We start from the raw sequence: 15,610 nt of genomic DNA, 5'->3' as shown, positions 1-15,610 counted from the left end.
TTGGCCCCCCCCTTCAGCTCCCGGTCCCCGGACACCCGCGACCACCACACCCCTTCACCGTGCGTGAGCCCCGGCAGCCGCAGCTCGACCTCCCGTACCCGGCGGGCCGGCAGCTCTCCGGTGATCAGCCACGCCGTCGACCCGCCCGTCGTGCCCGTGAACTCGGCTCCGCACGAGGCGAGTTGGGCGGACACCGGTGCCAGGGCGTCCAGCGGGACCTCCGTCTCGAAGGCGTGGTACGGCTCGTACAGCCGTGTCCCGGCACGCTCCAGCGCGCGGCGCAGCACAAGCGGGGTGAGCCCGCGGAAGTCGGCGGCGGTGCTGATCGGCGCGCTGTAGCCGGACCGGGTCAGCGTCACCCGGTAGTCGGTCACCGGCGCGCCGGACGGCCCCGTCTCCAGCGTCGTGTGGACCGTGTCCTCGATGGCCTGGTGGAAGGCGCGCGGGAGCGCGCCGAGTTCCGTCTCGTAGGTGAACACCCCGCCTGAGCCACGCGGCCCCGGTTCGACCCGCAGCCCGATCGTCGCCCAGTACCTGGTGTGGTCGTGCCACGGCATCTCCGCGCAGGCCTCACCGACGCCCCGCGGCCGCTCCAGCAAGCGCACCCGACCCGGCTCGAAGTCGGCCTCCACGCCGAAGTCCTGCGCGAGGGTCGCCGCGAGCACCTCCATCTGGACCTCGCCGTACAGCAGCAGCGCGGTGGCGCCGGTGGGCGTGGGGCGGGCGTGGAGCAGCGGGTCCTGGTCCGCCAGGGTCAGCAGCGCTGTGCGGAGCGGGGCCGCCTGGGCGGGGTTGCGGGCCCGGACCAGGGTCTGAAGCGTCGGCGGCGCGAACTGCGCGGCCCGGTCGTCGAGCTCGCCGAGCCGGTCGCCGACGCGGATGCCCGGAACGCCGGTCAGCGCGGCGATGTTCCCCGCGGTGAGGGTCTCGGCGCCGCCGATCACGTCGAGGTGCGTGGCCCGGCCGGTGACCTCGGTGCTCCGGCCGTCGGCCTCGCGGCGCCGGAACGTCAGCCGCCGGCGCCGGACCACCTCACCCTCGTACAGCCGTAGATACGCCGTCCGCTCCCCGCCCGGGCCGGGCCGTACGGCGAACACCGTGCCGCGCGGTGGTCCGGTCCCGGACGCCGGGGCGGCAGGGATGAGCCGGGTGAGGCCCTCGACGAGGTCCGGCACGCCCTGGCCGCCGAGCGCCGAGCCGAAGAAGACCGGATGGAAGGAGCCGTCGGCCGTCCGGGCGGCGAGCGACCTGGCCAGCTCGTCCGCGGTCGGTTCGGGGCCGTCCACGACCCCTGCCAGGATGTCGGCGTCCACCTCCGCGAGCGCCTCCGCCAGGTCGGCGCGGGCCCGGGGATCGGCCGGCGAATGCGGCCGCACGCGGGCGTCGGCGGTGCCGAGTCCGGTCACCGAGTTCAGGGGTGCGACGTGGGGCGTCAGCCTGCGGCGGACGTCGGCGAGCAGGTCGTCCGAGCGGGCGCCCGCCCGGTCGATCTTGTTGACGAACACGACTGTGGGCAGCCGCAGCCGTCGCAGGGTGCGCATCAGCACCCGCGTCTGCGCCTGCACGCCCTCCACGGCGGACAACAGCAGGACCGCGCCGTCGAGGACCTCCAGGGCGCGCTCGACCTCGGCGATGAAATCGGAGTGCCCCGGGGTGTCGATCAGGTTGACGTGGGTGTCGCCGACGGTGAACGCGGCGACGGCGGAGCGGATGGTGATGCCGCGCTGCCGCTCGATGGCGCCGTCGTCCGTGCGCGTGTCGCCGCCGTCGACGCTGCCGAGCCGGGGAATCGCGCCGTGGTCGAAGAGCAGCCGCTCGGTGAGGCTGGTCTTACCGGCGTCGACGTGGGCCAGGATGCCGATGTTCAGGATGTTCGGGGTGTTCGGGGTGTGCATGCGGGGTCGAGTCCTCGATGACCGTGGGCCGGCAGGGGCGCTGGGTGCTGTCGAGGAGTCGGCGCATGCGAGGGATCCTGACGTGAGGGAACGCGGACGTGGCCATCATGGCGCGGTCCCACCGGCGCCCGGCAAGCGAATTTCGGGTCCCCGTAGCATGATCCTGGGAGCAGAAACGGTTATGCGAGGAGCCGAATGTGCGAGAGATCGCCGTGTTCAGCGGCAGTGCCCACCCCGAGCTTGCGGCGGAGGTCTGCGCCCATCTGGGGGTGCCGCTCAGTCCCACCCGGGTCAGCCGGTTCGCCAACGACTGCCTCGAGGTGCAGCTCCAGGCCAACTGCCGGGAGCGGGACGTCTATCTGATCCAGCCGTTGGTCCGGCCCGTCCAGGAACACCTCGTCGAGCTGCTGCTGATGTGCGACGCCGCACGCGGGGCGTCCGCGCGCCGGATCACCGTCGTCATGCCGCACTACTCCTACGCCCGCTCCGACAAGAAGGACGCGCCCCGCATCTCGCTCGGCGGCCGGCTCGTCGCCGACCTGATGGTGGCGGCCGGCGCCGGCCGGGTGCTCGCCATGACCCTGCACGCGCCCCAGGTACACGGCTTCTTCACGGTGCCGGTCGACCACCTGCACGCGCTGCGTGAACTCGCCGCGCACTTCCGGCAGTACGACCTCTCCCGCACGACCGTCGTCTCGCCGGACCTCGGCAACGCCAAGGAGGCCGCGGCGTTCGCCCGGCTGATCGGCGCCCAGGTGGCCGCGGGCGCCAAGCAGCGGTTCGCGGACGACCGGGTCAGCATCAGCTCCGTCATCGGCGAGGTCACCGGCCGGGACGTGATCGTCCTGGACGACGAGATCGCCAAGGGCAGCACCGTCCTCGAACTCCTCGACCGACTGCGGGAGCTGGGGCCGCGCTCGATCCGCGTCGCCTGTACGCACGGCCTGTTCGCGGCCGGCGCGCTGAAGCGGATCGGCGAGCAGCCCGACGTACTGGAGATCGTCTGCACCAACACCGTGCCGATCCCCGCGCAGGAGCGCACCGAGAAGCTGCGCGTCCTGTCCATCGCCCCGGCGCTCGCCGAGGCCGTGCGCCGCATTCACAACGGGGAGTCCGTAAGCGCCCTGTTCGACGCGCCGGGAACCGAACAGCGCTCATAACGTGCCGGACGTGGCCTCCGGCTGGTTCAGCGCCGCGTCCAGCGTCGGGTGCGGGGGGAGCAGCCGGGACAGGCCGGTGATCCTCAGGACGCGCAGGGTGAGCGGGTGGGTGCAGACCAGGTGCAGCTGCCCGCCGTGGTCGAGCGCCCGGCCGCGGGCCCGGTAGAGCAGGCGCAGCCCGGAGCAGTCGAAGAACTCGATCCCGCGCAGGTCGATCACGAGCCTGGCGTCGGGGTGTGCCGTCACCCGGTCCAGGTATGGCGCGATTTCGACGGCGGCCGCGATGTCGATCTCGCCGTGGAACTCCAGCACCGTGTGCCCCCGGTGCCGATGGACGCGCAGATGCCGGCTGAACGGCGCAGGATCCTGCTGCACGACGACATCGCCTCCAACCTGCTCACTTGCGGGCGGGCTGCTCACATCCAGTCCCCGCACTGCAAGTTACCCTCGAACGACCGAATTTGAGCATGTTCGATTGACATATGTCTTCGAATTGCGACAGTCGCTTCGCCAACTGCCTTTCGGTGCACGGGAGATGGGCGGGCGGTGACTACGACAACGCGTGCCAGGACTTGCTGAGGGCCTGGCGGAACTGCTCGGCCTGGTGGGCCGTGAGGTCCCGCACCATCCGCTCCTCCAGCTCCCGCACCGGCCCCGCGTGACGCGCCAGCAGCTCACGGCCGGCGTCGGTCAGCAGGATCAGCAGCTCCCGGCGATTGCGGGGATTGCGCTCCCGCCGGACCAGCCCACGGCTCTCCAGTGACCGTACGAGATCGGCGATCGACTGGGCCGTGACGAAGGAGTCCCGGGCCAGCTGTGCGGCCGACAGTCCGTCGTGCCGCTCCAGGACGGTGAGCGCCGTGTACTGCAGGGCGGTGATCCCGGACGGCCTGACCAGCTCGTCGAGGTGCGAGCGCACGACCAGCTCCACCTGCTTCACCATGTAGAGAAGCGACGGAGCTGCCTTGGTCACCTGGGCGTCGAGCATGAGTTCAGCCTAGAGCATTGACAGGAAACCTGTCTGTAAAGAGACTGCGAACCAACAGGAATCCTGTTGGTTGAAATCTTGGCGATGGAGCTGAGGAGTGGCGATGACCACCTTCGAGATCGAACCCGGTCGGCTGTTCATCGGGGGCCGGTGGCGCGAGGCCGCCGACGGAGCGCGCACCGAGGTGGTCGACCCGTCCCGCGGTACGGTCCTCGCCACGGTCGCGGACGCCGGCGCCGCCGATGTGGACGCGGCCGTACGCGCCGCGCGTGACGCCTTCGACGACGGCGCCTGGTCCGGACTGAGTGGCCGCGAACGGGGCCGGGTGCTGCACCGGGTCGCCGAGCTGATCCGGGAGAACGCGGACACGATCGCCGAGTTGGAGAGCCGCGACGTCGGCAAGCCGATCACCCTCGCGCACGCCGTCGACGTGACCAACGCGGCCAACGACTACGAGCACTTCGCCGCCCTCGCCCACTCCCTCGACGGCGCCGTCCGCGACACCCCCATGAACGCCCTCGCCTACGTCCGGCGCCGGCCGCTCGGCGTGGTCGCGGCGATCACCCCGTACAACTTCCCGCTGATCCTGGCCGGTTCCAAGATCGCCCCGGCCCTCGCTGCGGGCAACACGGTGGTGCACAAGCCGGCCGAGGAGACCCCGCTCAGCGCGCTGTACATGGCCGACCTCCTCAAGCGGGCCGGCGTCCCCGACGGCGTCGTCAACGTCGTCACCGGCGGCCCCGCGGCCGGCGAGGCGCTGCTGCGGCACGCCGGCGTCGACAAGGCCGCCTTCACCGGCTCGACGGGGGTCGGAAGGAAGGTCGCCGCCATCGCCGGTGAGTCGCTCAAGCCGGTCACCATGGAACTCGGCGGCAACGCGGCCCACGTCGTCTTCGAGGACGCCGATCTGGAGAAGGCCGTCGGCGCGGTCATCAAGGGGTTCGTCTTCAACACCGGTCAGTTCTGCATGGGCGGACCGCGGCTCCTGGTGGCCCGCCAGGTCTACAGCACCCTGGTCGGCATCCTCGCCGACGCCGTGCCCGGCGTACCGCTCGGCGACCCGCGCCGGCCCGAGACCGTCGTCGGCCCGATGGCGGGGGAGCGGCATCTGCGCAAGGTCGAGGAGTACGTCGAACTGGCCCGCAAGGAAGGCGGCCGCATCGTCTGCGGCGGTGAGCGGCTCGACCTCGACGGCGGCTTCTACTACAAGCCCACCGTGATCGCCGACCTGCCGAACGACTCCCGGGTGATCCAGGAGGAGATCTTCGGCCCTGTCCTCACCGTCCAGCCCTTCGATTCCGAGGACGAGGCGGTCGAGCTCGCCAACTCCACGCCGTACGGGCTGGCCTCGGGCATCCAGACCGGCAACCTGGCCCGCGCCCACCGGGTCGCCGATCGCCTCCAGGCCGGGATCGTCTGGGTCAACGACTGGGCGATGCTCGACCCCGCGGTCCCCTTCGGCGGCGTCAAGGACTCCGGCTTCGGCCGCGAGTACGGGCCCGAGGCGCTCGACGCCTACACCACGACCAAGTCCGTCGTCGTCTCGCTCGACTGAGCGCCCCTGCCTAGGAGTTCCCGCGATGTCCATCCCCACCCGCGCCGCCGTCGTCGAGTCCGGCGGAGCGCCCTTCACCCTCTGCGACGTCGAGCTCGCCGACCCCGGACCGCACGAGGCCGTCGTCCGCATGGTGGCGACCGGCCTGTGTCACACCGACCTCGGCGTGGCGAGCGGCGGACTGCCCTTCCCGCTGCCCGGCGTCCTCGGCCACGAGGGCGCGGGCGTCGTCGAGGCCGTCGGCCCCGCCGTGACCGGGGTCGCGCCCGGCGACCATGTCGTACTGTCCTTCACCTCCTGCGGGGACTGCCGCAACTGCCGCGGCGGGCACCCGGCGTACTGCGCGACCTGGCTGCCGCTGAACCTCATCGGCGGCCGCCGGGCCGACGGCACCGGCACGATCAGCCGGGACGGTGAGGAACTCGGCGGCCACTTCTTCGGACAGTCCTCGTTCGCCGAGCGGGCCCTGGTGGACGAACGCAGCCTGGTCAAGGTCGACCCGGAGGTGCCGCTCACCTCGATCGCCCCGCTGGGCTGCGGCGTGCAGACCGGAGTCGGCGCCGTCTGGAACGTGCTGAAGCCGGTCACCGGCAGCACGGTCGTCGTCCTCGGCGCCGGAGCCGTCGGCCTGTCCGCCGTCATGGCCGCCGCTCTCACTCCCGCCACCAACATCGTCGCCGTGGACCGGGTCGCCGAACGCCTCTCGCTGGCAAGGGAGTTGGGTGCCACCCACACGGTCGACGCGGCCGAGGCCGACCTCGGCGAAGCCCTCGCCGGGATCACCGGCGGTCAGGGCGCCGACGGCGTCGTCGAGACCACCGGCAACGTCGGCGTCCTGCGCCAGGGCGTCGACGCGCTCGCCGCCCGCGGCACCCTGGTCGTCGTCGGCGCCCCGCCGTTCGGCACCGAGGTCGCCCTGGACGTCAACGGGCTGCTCGGCGGCAAGCAGGTCGTGGGCCTCACCCTCGGCGACGCCGAGACCCAGGCCTTCATCCCCGCCCTGGTCCGGCTCGTGAAGGAAGGGCGGCTCCCGCTGCACCGCCTGATCAGCACGTACCCCTTCGCGGAGATCGACCAGGCGGTGCGGGACATGGGCGCGGGCAAGGCGATCAAGCCCGTGCTCACGTTCTGACTCAGTCGACCGTCAGGACCAGCTTCCCCGTGGTGCGGCCGGTGTCGCCGAGCGCGTGTGCCTCGGCGGCATCGGCCAGCGGGAAGGTACCGGCGATCTCGACGCGCAACTGCCCCTTCTCGACCAGGTCCGTGATCGCCCGCAGGTCGGCGCGGTCGGCGTCCACGAGCATCCGCACGGCGCGTACGCCGAGCCGCTCGGCCTCCTCGTGGAACTCGTCCGACCCGACCGGCAGGATCGACACGACGACGCCGCCCGGGCGCAGCACCTTCAGCGAGCGCACCGAGGTCTCGGCGCCCAGCGTGTCCAGCACCACGTCCACGTCCTTCACCGCCTCGGCGAAGTCCGTCTCCCGGTAGTCGATCAACTCGTCCGCCCCGAGGCCCCGCAGGAACTCGTGCTTGCCCGCGCTCGCCGTGCCGATCACATACGCCCCCCGCGCCTTCGCGATCTGCACGGCGACGTGCCCGACCCCGCCGGCCGCCGCGTGGACCAGCACCCGCTGCCCCGGCCGTACATCGGCGTACTCGACCAGTGCCTGCCACGCGGTCAGCGAGACCAGCGGCAGCGCGCCCGCCTGCGTGTGGTCGATCGAGGCCGGCTTGGGCGCGAAGGTACGGGCCGGCGCGGTGACGTACTCGGCGTGCGAGCCGTGGCCGAACGGGTAGGACAGCATGCCGAAGACCTCGTCGCCGGGCTGGAAGCGGGCGACGCCGATGCCGACCTCCTCGACCACGCCGGAGACGTCCCAGCCCAGGACGAACGGCGGCTCGCCGAGGAAACCGCCGTTCGCGCGGTGCTTCCAGTCGGTCGGGTTGACGCCGGCGGCGCGGACCCGCACCAGCAGCTCGTTCGGGCGCGGCCTCGGGCGCTCCAGCTCCACTTCCTTCAGGACCTCGGGACCGCCGAGGACGTCCTGGCTGATGGCTCGCATCGTGTTCACAGTGCTCATGGTGAAACAGCCTGCCCGGAGCCGCCGCGCCGGGAAATGGCACGATTGCCAACCTTCGATAGAATCGTGCCATGCGGGGTGAACGACAGGTGCGTGGTGAACGACAGGTGGAACGGGCCGAGCGGGTCGTGGTGCTGGCCCTGGACGGCGTCTACCCCTTCGAGCTCGGCATCCCGAGCCGGATCTTCGGCGCGGCCGACGGCCGGTACGAGGTGCTGACCTGCAGCGTCGACGGACAGCCGGTGCGCAGCAACGCGGACTTCACGATCGGCGTCCAGTACGGCCCGGAGGTCCTCGCCACGGCCGACACCGTCGTGGTCGCCTCCATGGCGACCCCGTACATCCCCACGGAGCTGACCGCCGAGGTCTCCGGCGCCCTCGCGCTGATCCGCCCGGACGCGCGCATCGTGTCGATCTGCACCGCCGCCTTCGTCCTCGCGGCGGCGGGCCTGCTGGACGGCCGCAGGGCCACCACGCACTGGCAGGTGACCGAGGCGTTCCGACGCCGGTATCCGCAGGTCGACCTGGACCCCGACGTCCTCTTCGTCCACGACGGCAGGATCCTCACCTCGGCCGGCGCGGCCTCCGGCGTCGACGTCTGTCTGCACATCGTCCGGGTCGACCACGGCCACGAGCTGGCCAACGCCGTCGCCCGGCGTTGCGTCGTGCCGCCCTTCCGGGACGGCGGCCAGGCCCAGTACATCGAGCAGCCCGTCCCGGAGAGCGGCGCCGCCGACACCGCCGCGACCCGCGCCTGGGCCCTGGAGAACCTCGGCGAACCCCTCACCCTCACCGACCTCGCCGCCCACGCCCGGATGAGCCTGCGCACCTTCGCCCGCCGCTTCCACGACGAGGTCGGCCTCAGCCCCGGCCGCTGGCTGATCCAGCAGCGCGTCGCCCGCGCCCGGCACCTGCTGGAGTCCAGCGACCTCTCGGTCGACCGGATCGCCGGCCAGGTCGGCTTCGCCACGGGCGCCTCCCTGCGCCAGCACCTGCACGCCGCGATCGGCGTGTCACCCCAGGCGTACCGCCGCACGTTCCAGGCGACGTCCGACCGCTAGGGGCAGCCGCTCACGCCTCCCCAGCCGCGTACACCCGCTCACCCCCCACGTAGGTCAGCGCGACCCGCGTCTGCGCGATGGCCTCCGTCGGCCCGGCGAACGGGTCGCGGTCCAGGACGACGAGGTCCGCGAGGGCGCCGGGCCGCACCTCGCCGGTGTCGTCGAGGTGGTTCACATAGGCCGAGCCCGCGGTGTAGGCGGTCAACGCCTCGGTGAGGCCGATGCGTTCCCCGGGCAGGAACACCGGCGTGTCGTCGGTGTCGGGGGTCACGCGGTTGACCGCCACGTGGATCCCGTGGAGCGGGTCGGGGCTGCTCACCGGCCAGTCGCTGCCCGCCGCGAGCCGGGCGCCGGAGCGCAGCAGCGCGCCGAACGGGTACTGCCGGGCGGCCCGTTCGGGTCCCAGGAACGGAATCGTCAGCTCGTCCATCTGCGGTTCGTGGGCGGCCCACAGCGGCTGGATGTTCGCGGTGGCCCCGAGCCGGGCGAACCGCGGCACGTCGGTGGGCTGGACGACCTGGAGATGGGCCAGGTGGGGCCGCGTGTCGCTCGGCCCGTTCGCCGCGCGCGCCGCCTCGATCGCGTCCAGCGCGTCGCGTACGGCCCGGTCGCCGAGGGCGTGGAAGTGGCACTGGAAGCCGAGCGCGTCCAACTCGGTGACGTACTTGGGCAGTTGTTCGGCGTCGATGAAGCTGGTGCCCCGGTTGGCGGTGACGCAGCCGCACCTGTCGAGGTAGGGGTCGAGCAGCGCCGCCGTTCCGGTCTCGGCGACGCCGTCCAGCATCAGCTTGACGCTGCCCGCGCTGAACCGCCCGTGGCTCAACGCCGCCCGCCGCTCGACCAGTTCGGGAATCTGCTCGGCGCCCCGCTCCCGGTCCCACCACAGCGCGCCGACGACACGGGCGGTCAGCGAGCCGTCCCGCGCGGCCGCCAGATACGCGTCCGCCGGGTCGTCCATGCCGAGGAAGTCCCCCACCAGCGCGTCCTGCCAGGCCGTGATGCCGAGGGCGTGCAGATGCCGTTGGGCGTGCAGCAGCGCCGCCAGCCGGTCGGCCGGCGTGGCCGGCGGCGTGAGCCGCCCCACGAGCTGCATCGCCCCCTCCTGCAAGGTCCCGCTCGGCTCACCCGAGGCGTTCCGGTCGATCCGCCCGTCGGCCGGGTCGGGTGTGTCCCGCGTGACGCCGGCGAGCGCGAGGGCACGGCTGTTGACCCAGGCCCCGTGATGGTCGCGGTTGGGCAGGTACACCGGCCGGTCGGGCACCGCCGCGTCCAGCAGCTCCTTCGTCGGCGTACCGCCCGCGAAGGCCTCCATCGACCAGCCGCCGCCCGTGATCCACTCCCGCTCCGGGTGCGCGTCGGCGTACGCGCGCACCGCGGCCAGGGTCTCCTCGGCCGTCCGCGCCCCGGTCAGGTCGCACTGGGACAGTTCCAGCCCGGCCGGCACCGGATGCACGTGCGCGTCCTGGAACCCGGGCAGCAGCAGCCGCCCGGCGAGGTCCACCACCTCGGTCCGCGGTCCGGCGAGATCGTGCACCTCCTGCCGTCCTACGGCCGTGACACGGTCGCCGGTGACGGCCACTGCGGTCGCGGTGCGGCCCTCGGAGGTGAGGACGGGGCCGCCGGTGAAGAGGAGATCTGCGTGCATGATCCGTTTCCTGGTCGGTTATCGGGAGGTGGCCAGGAGCCGCGGCGCGTCGGCGTCCGTGCCCTTGCCGGTGCGGAAGTACGGGGATCTGCGCACCCACCTGGCCCACGCGGCGGCCACGAAGCCGGACGCGATCATCGCCAGCGGGGTGACCAGCAGGAACCAGCCGTTGTCCGCGCTGACCTCGAAGTGGTCGGCGGAGGTGTAGAAGGACCAGCCGAGATAGCCGCCGAGGCCGAGCAGCACGGCCGCGCTCAACGTGGGCAGGACCACCGCGCGCACCCCCTGCCGCCAGTCCTCGCGCAGCAGCGCCCGGAACCGGACGGCTGCCGCGAGCGCGGTGAGCGCGTACGACAGGGCGACCACGATGCCCACCGCGCTCACCGTCGCCATGATCATGTCGGCCAGTCGGGGAATGACCAGCGCCAGACCCGCGACGCCGGCCGCCAGCGCGCCGATCAGCACCGTGCCGGTGGCCGGAGTCCCGTACCGGGGGCTGACCTTGGACCACACCGGCCCGAGCGTACGGTCCCGGCTCATCGCGAACATCGCCCGGGCCGTAGGGATCACCCCGGCCTGCAGCGAGGCGACCGCCGAGAACATCAGCGCGACCAGGGGCAGCGCCGCCCACGGCTGGGACGCCAGCCGGTCGCCGAAGAAGGCCAGCCCCTCCGCGCCGTGCCCCGCCAACTCCTTCTCGGACAGCACCCGTTGGAAGGCGACCGAGCCGAGCAGGAACAGCGCCAGCATGGTGAACAGAGTGGTGATCCCGGCCCTTGAGGCGTCGCGGGGGTCACGAACCTCCTCGTTGACGCTGAACGCCGACTCGAAGCCCCAGTAGCAGAACACCGACAGCAGCATGCCCTGCGCGAGAGCCGTCGCCGACGGGATCGCGAACGGGTCGAACCAGCTCAGGCTGAAGTCGTGCGGGCCGGTGACGATGCCGTAGCCGCAGAAGCCCAGCAGCACGACGTACTCGAAGACCAGCAGCCCCGCCTGGAGCCGGGCGGCGGTGCGGATGCCGGTCACGGCGGTCAGCGTGACCGCCACCAGGACCAGGATGCCGAGCGCCGTCGTCTGCGCGGTCGAACCCGGGTCCAGCGCGAGACCGCCGATGCGGTGCAGCCCCGCGTCCCCGGCGAGCTGGAGCAGGGCGGAGCCGGTCACCGCCGTGGTGTACGCGAGGAACGCGACCACGGCCACGATGTTCACCCAGCCGACCATGAAACCCAGCCAGGGCGTGAGCGAACGGCCCACCCACACATAGCCGTTGCCCGCGTTCGGCTCGACCTTGTTGAGCCGCGAGTAGGCGCCCGCGATACCCAGGACCGGCAGGAACGCCAGCAGCATGATCGCCGGCAGATGCAGGCCGACCACGCCCGCCGTGACGCCGAGGCCGATGCCGATGCTGGTGGTCGCGGCCGTGCTGGACGCGGCGATGGCGACCCCGTCCAGGACACCCAGGGACTTGCGCAGCTCGGGCCGCGCTGGAGGATCGACGCTGTGGGACTGCTCGTCGGGCATGGCCGGTCTCCGCTCGCACCGGGGGCCTGGACGGCCCCGATGAGCGGACATGAAACTGTCCGGGGGGTTAACAGGTCAACAGTGTTGTCATAAGGTGCGGGGCACCCGGCCCGAGGAGGCCCTCCATGGGAGGCAGTCCATGAGCGAGCGCGTCGTCCCGCCCGCCGCCCGGCAGCGCAGGCGCCCTACCAAGCAGGGCGTCGTCCTGTCCGAGGCGCTCATCGTCGACACGGCCCTGCGCCTCATCGAGGAACACGGCGCCGACGCCCTCTCGGTCCGCCGCCTCGGCCGCGCCCTCGGCGCCGACCCCAGCTCGCTCTACCGCTACTTCCGGCACACCGACGACCTGATGCTCGCCATCGCCGACGAACTCATCGGCCGTACGCTGCGCACCTGGCGCCCCACCGGCGACTGGCGCGCCGACCTACGCGACCTCGGCCTGCGCATGCACGCCGGGGCCCTCGCCCACCCCCGCGCCGCCGTGCTCAGCTCGTACCGGGTGACCGGGCGGATATACGAGATCCAGGCCGTGGAGACCGTCCTCGGCGTGCTGCGCGGCGCCGGCTTCCCGGACGCCGAGGCGGTGCGGATCTACCACGTGTTCGTCGACCAGGCCCTCGCCCACGGCGCCCTCGACTCGGCGAGCGCGGCCATGCCGAAGGCCGCGCGGGAGGCCGAGGCGGCCGTCTGGCGGGCGACCTACGCGCGCCTGCCCGCCGACACCCACCCGCACATCGCCGCCACCGCCCGCCACCTCGTGGCCGACATGGCACGCAGCTCCTATCCGGCGGCCCTGGACCTGCTCCTCGGCGCGGCGGCGGGCCGACTGGCGGACATCCGCTCCCGGTCCGGACAGCCCACGGCCACACTGGACCCGTCCGTCAAAGCCGTTCCGTGAGAAGAGGGTTCGCCGATGACCCCGTCGCCCGCCCGCCCCGCCGAGCAGCGCTGGAAGGACACCCTGCACCGTCTGGAACACGACGAGGACGTCTGGGTCGCCACCGCCGACGCCGGCGGGGGAGTGCCGTTCCTCGTGCCGCTCTCCTTCCTCTGGGACGGCTCGACCCTGCTGCTGGCGACACCCGCGACCAGCCCCACGGGCCGGAACCTCCAGGCGACCGGCAGGACGCGCCTCGGTCTCGGCCCGACCCGCGACGTCGTCATGATCGAGGGCACGGTCGAGACGATCGAGCCGGCCGGGCTGTCCGAGGAGGAGGGCGACCGCTTCGCCGCGAGGACCGGCTTCGACCCGCGCCGGCTCAGCACGCCCTACCTGTACTTCCGAGTCCTGCCGACCCGGGTACAGGCCTGGCGCGAGGCCAACGAACTGGCCGGGCGGGAGCTGATGCGGGACGGGAAATGGCTGGTCGCGGACTGAAACCGCCCGACCTGGACACCCGACGGGGGCAGGGCGGCGGGACAGGCCGGTTCCGCGCCCCGGACCCTTCGGAGGAGTCATGCCACTGGTGACAGCGGGTTTCGTGGTGCTCGACTGTGCCGAGCCGGAGAAGCTCGCCGTGTTCTACAAGGAACTGCTCGACGGCGAACAGACGGAGGCGACCGCCAACCGCGTGGAGATCAGGGGCGCCGACGGCACCCGGCTCGCGTTCCGCCGCGACATGAACGCGACCCCGCCGAGCTGGCCGCGTCCCGAGAACTCCCTCCAGGCCCACCTGGACTTCGTGGTGGAGGACCTGGACGAGGCGGAGCGCAGGATCGTCGGGCTCGGCGGCCGGCCGTTGGAGGCGAAGGACGCGGCCGGCCCCTACGAGGAACGCGGCTTCTCCGACCCGGCCGGCCACTCCTTCACCCTGCGCCGTACGGCCCCCACGGCACCGAAGCAGGGCTGACCGCCCAGGGGGTGTTTCGAAAGTCCCGCACACCACCCACGGCGCCCGGCACGCACCCTCGCCGCACCGGCCGAAGGCCCGAGTACGTCCAGTACGAGGGCCTTCGGCCGGCGCGCCGAGGGCACGCACCGGCTGCGACACCAGCCGCTGCCGCGGCGGGCGCGGGCACCGCACGGGACTTTCGAAACACCCCCTAGGGCGTATCGCGAAAGTCCCGCCTGCCGGGCGACGCCTGGCACGCTCGCTCCCTCAAAGGGGGTACACCCACTCGCCGCACCGGGCGAAAGCCCCACGTACACCCAGTACGAGGGCTTCCGCCCGGCACGCCCTTCGGGCGGACGACGGGACTGTCGCAACACGCCCTGGGTACCGGTGCCTTCGCCGGGGCGGCCGCTCAGTCCCGCCCGCCCTTCTCGCTGACCGGCCACACGCCGGTCGACCGCTCGATGGCCTTGGCGCCCGTGCGGTCGGCCAGGCTGCGCGCCATCGCGAACAGGGCGCCCTGGACCGCGGCCGCCAGCAGGATCTCGCCCCAGCCTCGCTCCCGGTCCAGCGCGTCGGGGGCGTCCTCCTCGTGCCGTATCGCCATCCATGTCTTGCGGAAGGCGAGCCCGGCCAGCGCGCCGCTCGCCCAGCCGAGGGCGAATCCCAGCGGCTTGTAGGCGAGGGGGAGCTTCGCCTTCTTCTGCTTCTTGGCCATGTGCCTGTGCCTCCTTCGTAGGGTCAGGGTCGTCCGTGCGCCGGGACCCGCTCGGCCTGCGCGGGAGGCCCGGGCGGTGTCCCGTCGCCGAACGGCCTGCCGCCCAGCTGCTGACGGTGGTGCGGGGTCAGCCAGCCCGACAGGTCCGGCCCGAGGGGCACGATGCCGGTCGGGTTGATGCCGCTGTGCACCTGGTAGTAGTGCCGCTTGATGTGGTCGAAGTCGACGGTGTCACCGAATCCGGGCGTCTGGTAGAGGTCGCGGGCGTACGCCCACAGGACCTGATGTTCCGTCAACTTCCAGCGGTTGCACTTGAAGTGACCGTGATAGACGGCGTCGAAACGGACCAGCGTGGTGAACAGCCGGATATCCGCCTCGGTGATCGTGTCGCCGACCAGATAGCGCTGCCCGGCCAGCCGCTCGCCCAGCAGCTCCAGCCGCCGGAACAGCCGCGCGCACGCCTCCTCGTACTCCTGCTGGCCGGTGGCGAACCCCGCCCGGTACACCCCGTTGTTGACGTCCTCGAAGACCTCCGCCATCACGGCGTCGATCTCGTCCCGCAGCGGCTCGGGATAGAGATCGGGCGCCCCGGCTCGGTGCAGGGCCGTCCACTCGGTGGCGAGGTCGAGCGTGATCGACTGGTAGTCGTTGGTGACGAGCCTGCCGCTGGGCACGTCCACGATCGCGGGCACGCTGACGCCGCCCGGGTAGTCCGTCTCCCGCCGGTCGTAGGCCTCGCTGAGGAAGCGGATGCCGAGCACCGGGTCGCGGTCGCCGGGGTCCAGGGTGAAACGCCAGCTGCGGTCGTCCTGGATCGGGTCGGTGATCGCGAGGGACAGGGCCTCCTCCAGGCCCAGCAGCCTCCGGGAGACCACCGCCCGGCTCGCCCACGGACAGGCACGGCTGGCCACCAGACGGTAGCGGCCGGCCTCCACCGGCCAGCCCTCCCGGCCGTCCGCCGTGATCCGGTCGGCGAAGTGGGCCTTCGACCGCTGGAACGACTTCCTCCCGTAGGCGGTGTTGCCCCCGCCGCTCATGCCCGGCTCCTCTCTGCCGTACGTCCCCGCCCCGTGCCGGGGCTCCTGGTCCCACCGAGTCCCCCGATTTCCGCCGACGGCACGGTGTGAGCCGGATCGACCGGGGCAGTC

General features: G+C 72.4%; 14 protein-coding genes and 1 pseudogene. 7 read left to right on the top strand and 8 right to left on the bottom strand.

Annotated features, from left to right (window positions below):
- Positions 1-11 precede the first annotated feature (11 nt).
- Positions 12-1,895 (bottom strand): annotated as a pseudogene (gene otr(A) / locus ACFZBP_RS12800) (tetracycline resistance ribosomal protection protein Otr(A)); the annotation flags it as partial.
- A 197-nt stretch (positions 1,896-2,092) separates the two neighbouring features.
- Between otr(A) and ACFZBP_RS12795 the strand changes: the two are divergent.
- Positions 2,093-3,055: a ribose-phosphate diphosphokinase gene (locus tag ACFZBP_RS12795; RefSeq protein WP_383442769.1), complete on the top strand. Its 963-nt coding sequence runs from the start codon at positions 2,093-2,095 to the stop codon at positions 3,053-3,055.
- On the opposite strand, the gene ACFZBP_RS12790 is transcribed toward ACFZBP_RS12795, so the two are convergent.
- Both ACFZBP_RS12790 and ACFZBP_RS12785 read right to left on the bottom strand, forming a co-directional pair.
- On the bottom strand, positions 3,050-3,430 hold the full coding sequence (locus ACFZBP_RS12790) for an anti-sigma factor antagonist (protein ID WP_383442772.1): 381 nt from the start codon (positions 3,428-3,430) through the stop codon (positions 3,050-3,052). The genes ACFZBP_RS12795 and ACFZBP_RS12790 overlap by 6 nt on opposite strands.
- A 175-nt stretch (positions 3,431-3,605) precedes the next feature.
- Positions 3,606-4,043: a MarR family winged helix-turn-helix transcriptional regulator gene (locus ACFZBP_RS12785; RefSeq protein WP_383442776.1), complete on the bottom strand. Its 438-nt coding sequence runs from the start codon at positions 4,041-4,043 to the stop codon at positions 3,606-3,608.
- A 103-nt stretch (positions 4,044-4,146) separates the two neighbouring features.
- Between ACFZBP_RS12785 and ACFZBP_RS12780 the strand changes: the two genes are divergently transcribed.
- Entirely contained in the window at positions 4,147-5,598 is a 1,452-nt protein-coding gene (locus ACFZBP_RS12780; RefSeq protein WP_391412496.1) for an aldehyde dehydrogenase family protein, read from the top strand.
- Between the two features lie 25 nt (positions 5,599-5,623).
- Positions 5,624-6,730: an alcohol dehydrogenase catalytic domain-containing protein gene (locus tag ACFZBP_RS12775; protein ID WP_391412493.1), complete on the top strand. Its 1,107-nt coding sequence runs from the start codon at positions 5,624-5,626 to the stop codon at positions 6,728-6,730.
- Between the two features lies 1 nt (position 6,731).
- Here the strand turns inward: ACFZBP_RS12775 and ACFZBP_RS12770 are convergent, their stop codons facing one another.
- A complete protein-coding gene (locus ACFZBP_RS12770) occupies positions 6,732-7,682 on the bottom strand; it encodes a zinc-binding dehydrogenase (protein ID WP_391412490.1) in 951 nt (316 codons plus the stop codon).
- A 71-nt stretch (positions 7,683-7,753) separates the two neighbouring features.
- On the opposite strand from ACFZBP_RS12770, the gene ACFZBP_RS12765 reads away from it, so the two are divergent.
- On the top strand, positions 7,754-8,743 hold the full coding sequence (locus tag ACFZBP_RS12765) for a helix-turn-helix domain-containing protein (protein ID WP_391412487.1): 990 nt from the start codon (positions 7,754-7,756) through the stop codon (positions 8,741-8,743).
- A 10-nt stretch (positions 8,744-8,753) separates the two neighbouring features.
- On the opposite strand, the gene ACFZBP_RS12760 is transcribed toward ACFZBP_RS12765, so the two are convergent.
- Complete coding sequence (locus ACFZBP_RS12760; RefSeq protein ID WP_391412484.1) at positions 8,754-10,388, bottom strand: amidohydrolase family protein; 1,635 nt, start codon at positions 10,386-10,388, stop codon at positions 8,754-8,756.
- Positions 10,389-10,406: 18 nt separating this feature from the next.
- On the bottom strand, positions 10,407-11,912 hold the full coding sequence (locus ACFZBP_RS12755) for an amino acid permease (protein WP_391412481.1): 1,506 nt from the start codon (positions 11,910-11,912) through the stop codon (positions 10,407-10,409).
- A gap of 139 nt (positions 11,913-12,051) precedes the next feature.
- Here ACFZBP_RS12755 and ACFZBP_RS12750 point away from each other — a divergent pair, with 139 nt between their 5' ends.
- The 3 genes from ACFZBP_RS12750 (at position 12,052) to ACFZBP_RS12740 (ending at position 13,762) form a co-directional block, all read left to right on the top strand.
- Positions 12,052-12,810 (top strand): TetR family transcriptional regulator, encoded by a 759-nt coding sequence (locus ACFZBP_RS12750; protein ID WP_391412478.1) that lies wholly within the window; start codon positions 12,052-12,054, stop codon positions 12,808-12,810.
- A 15-nt stretch (positions 12,811-12,825) separates the two neighbouring features.
- Positions 12,826-13,290, top strand: a complete 465-nt coding sequence (locus ACFZBP_RS12745; RefSeq protein WP_391412475.1) for a pyridoxamine 5'-phosphate oxidase family protein — start codon at positions 12,826-12,828, stop codon at positions 13,288-13,290.
- Positions 13,291-13,369: 79 nt separating this feature from the next.
- Positions 13,370-13,762 carry a VOC family protein gene (locus ACFZBP_RS12740; RefSeq protein WP_062715825.1) on the top strand — a complete coding sequence of 131 codons (393 nt, stop codon included), beginning with the start codon at positions 13,370-13,372 and terminating at the stop codon, positions 13,760-13,762.
- Between the two features lie 394 nt (positions 13,763-14,156).
- Here ACFZBP_RS12740 and ACFZBP_RS12735 read toward each other — a convergent pair whose 3' ends face one another.
- Both ACFZBP_RS12735 and ACFZBP_RS12730 read right to left on the bottom strand, forming a co-directional pair.
- Positions 14,157-14,462, bottom strand: a complete 306-nt coding sequence (locus tag ACFZBP_RS12735) for a DUF4235 domain-containing protein (protein ID WP_062715824.1) — start codon at positions 14,460-14,462, stop codon at positions 14,157-14,159.
- Positions 14,463-14,485: 23 nt separating this feature from the next.
- Entirely contained in the window at positions 14,486-15,499 is a 1,014-nt protein-coding gene (locus tag ACFZBP_RS12730; protein WP_383442804.1) for a glutathione S-transferase family protein, read from the bottom strand.
- Positions 15,500-15,610 lie beyond the last annotated feature (111 nt).

The organism is Streptomyces sp. NPDC008086 (assembly GCF_042957325.1).
GTDB lineage: Bacteria > Actinomycetota > Actinomycetes > Streptomycetales > Streptomycetaceae > Streptomyces.
The sequence above is the reverse complement of the archived record's forward strand: the minus strand, read 5'-3'. Positions and strand labels throughout refer to the sequence as shown.

Bases quoted from the DNA above. Each gene is read 5' to 3' on its own strand.
- ACFZBP_RS12785 (WP_383442776.1), bottom strand. From the start codon at position 4,043: ATGCTCGACGCCCAGGTGACCAAGGCAGCTCCGTCGCTTCTCTACATG.
- ACFZBP_RS12780 (WP_391412496.1), top strand. From the start codon at position 4,147: ATGACCACCTTCGAGATCGAACCCGGTCGGCTGTTCATCGGGGGCCGG.
- ACFZBP_RS12775 (WP_391412493.1), top strand. From the start codon at position 5,624: ATGTCCATCCCCACCCGCGCCGCCGTCGTCGAGTCCGGCGGAGCGCCC.
- ACFZBP_RS12770 (WP_391412490.1), bottom strand. From the start codon at position 7,682: ATGAGCACTGTGAACACGATGCGAGCCATCAGCCAGGACGTCCTCGGC.
- ACFZBP_RS12765 (WP_391412487.1), top strand. From the start codon at position 7,754: ATGCGGGGTGAACGACAGGTGCGTGGTGAACGACAGGTGGAACGGGCC.
- ACFZBP_RS12760 (WP_391412484.1), bottom strand. From the start codon at position 10,388: ATGCACGCAGATCTCCTCTTCACCGGCGGCCCCGTCCTCACCTCCGAG.
- ACFZBP_RS12755 (WP_391412481.1), bottom strand. From the start codon at position 11,912: ATGCCCGACGAGCAGTCCCACAGCGTCGATCCTCCAGCGCGGCCCGAG.
- ACFZBP_RS12750 (WP_391412478.1), top strand. From the start codon at position 12,052: ATGAGCGAGCGCGTCGTCCCGCCCGCCGCCCGGCAGCGCAGGCGCCCT.
- ACFZBP_RS12745 (WP_391412475.1), top strand. From the start codon at position 12,826: ATGACCCCGTCGCCCGCCCGCCCCGCCGAGCAGCGCTGGAAGGACACC.
- ACFZBP_RS12740 (WP_062715825.1), top strand. From the start codon at position 13,370: ATGCCACTGGTGACAGCGGGTTTCGTGGTGCTCGACTGTGCCGAGCCG.
- ACFZBP_RS12735 (WP_062715824.1), bottom strand. From the start codon at position 14,462: ATGGCCAAGAAGCAGAAGAAGGCGAAGCTCCCCCTCGCCTACAAGCCG.
- ACFZBP_RS12730 (WP_383442804.1), bottom strand. From the start codon at position 15,499: ATGAGCGGCGGGGGCAACACCGCCTACGGGAGGAAGTCGTTCCAGCGG.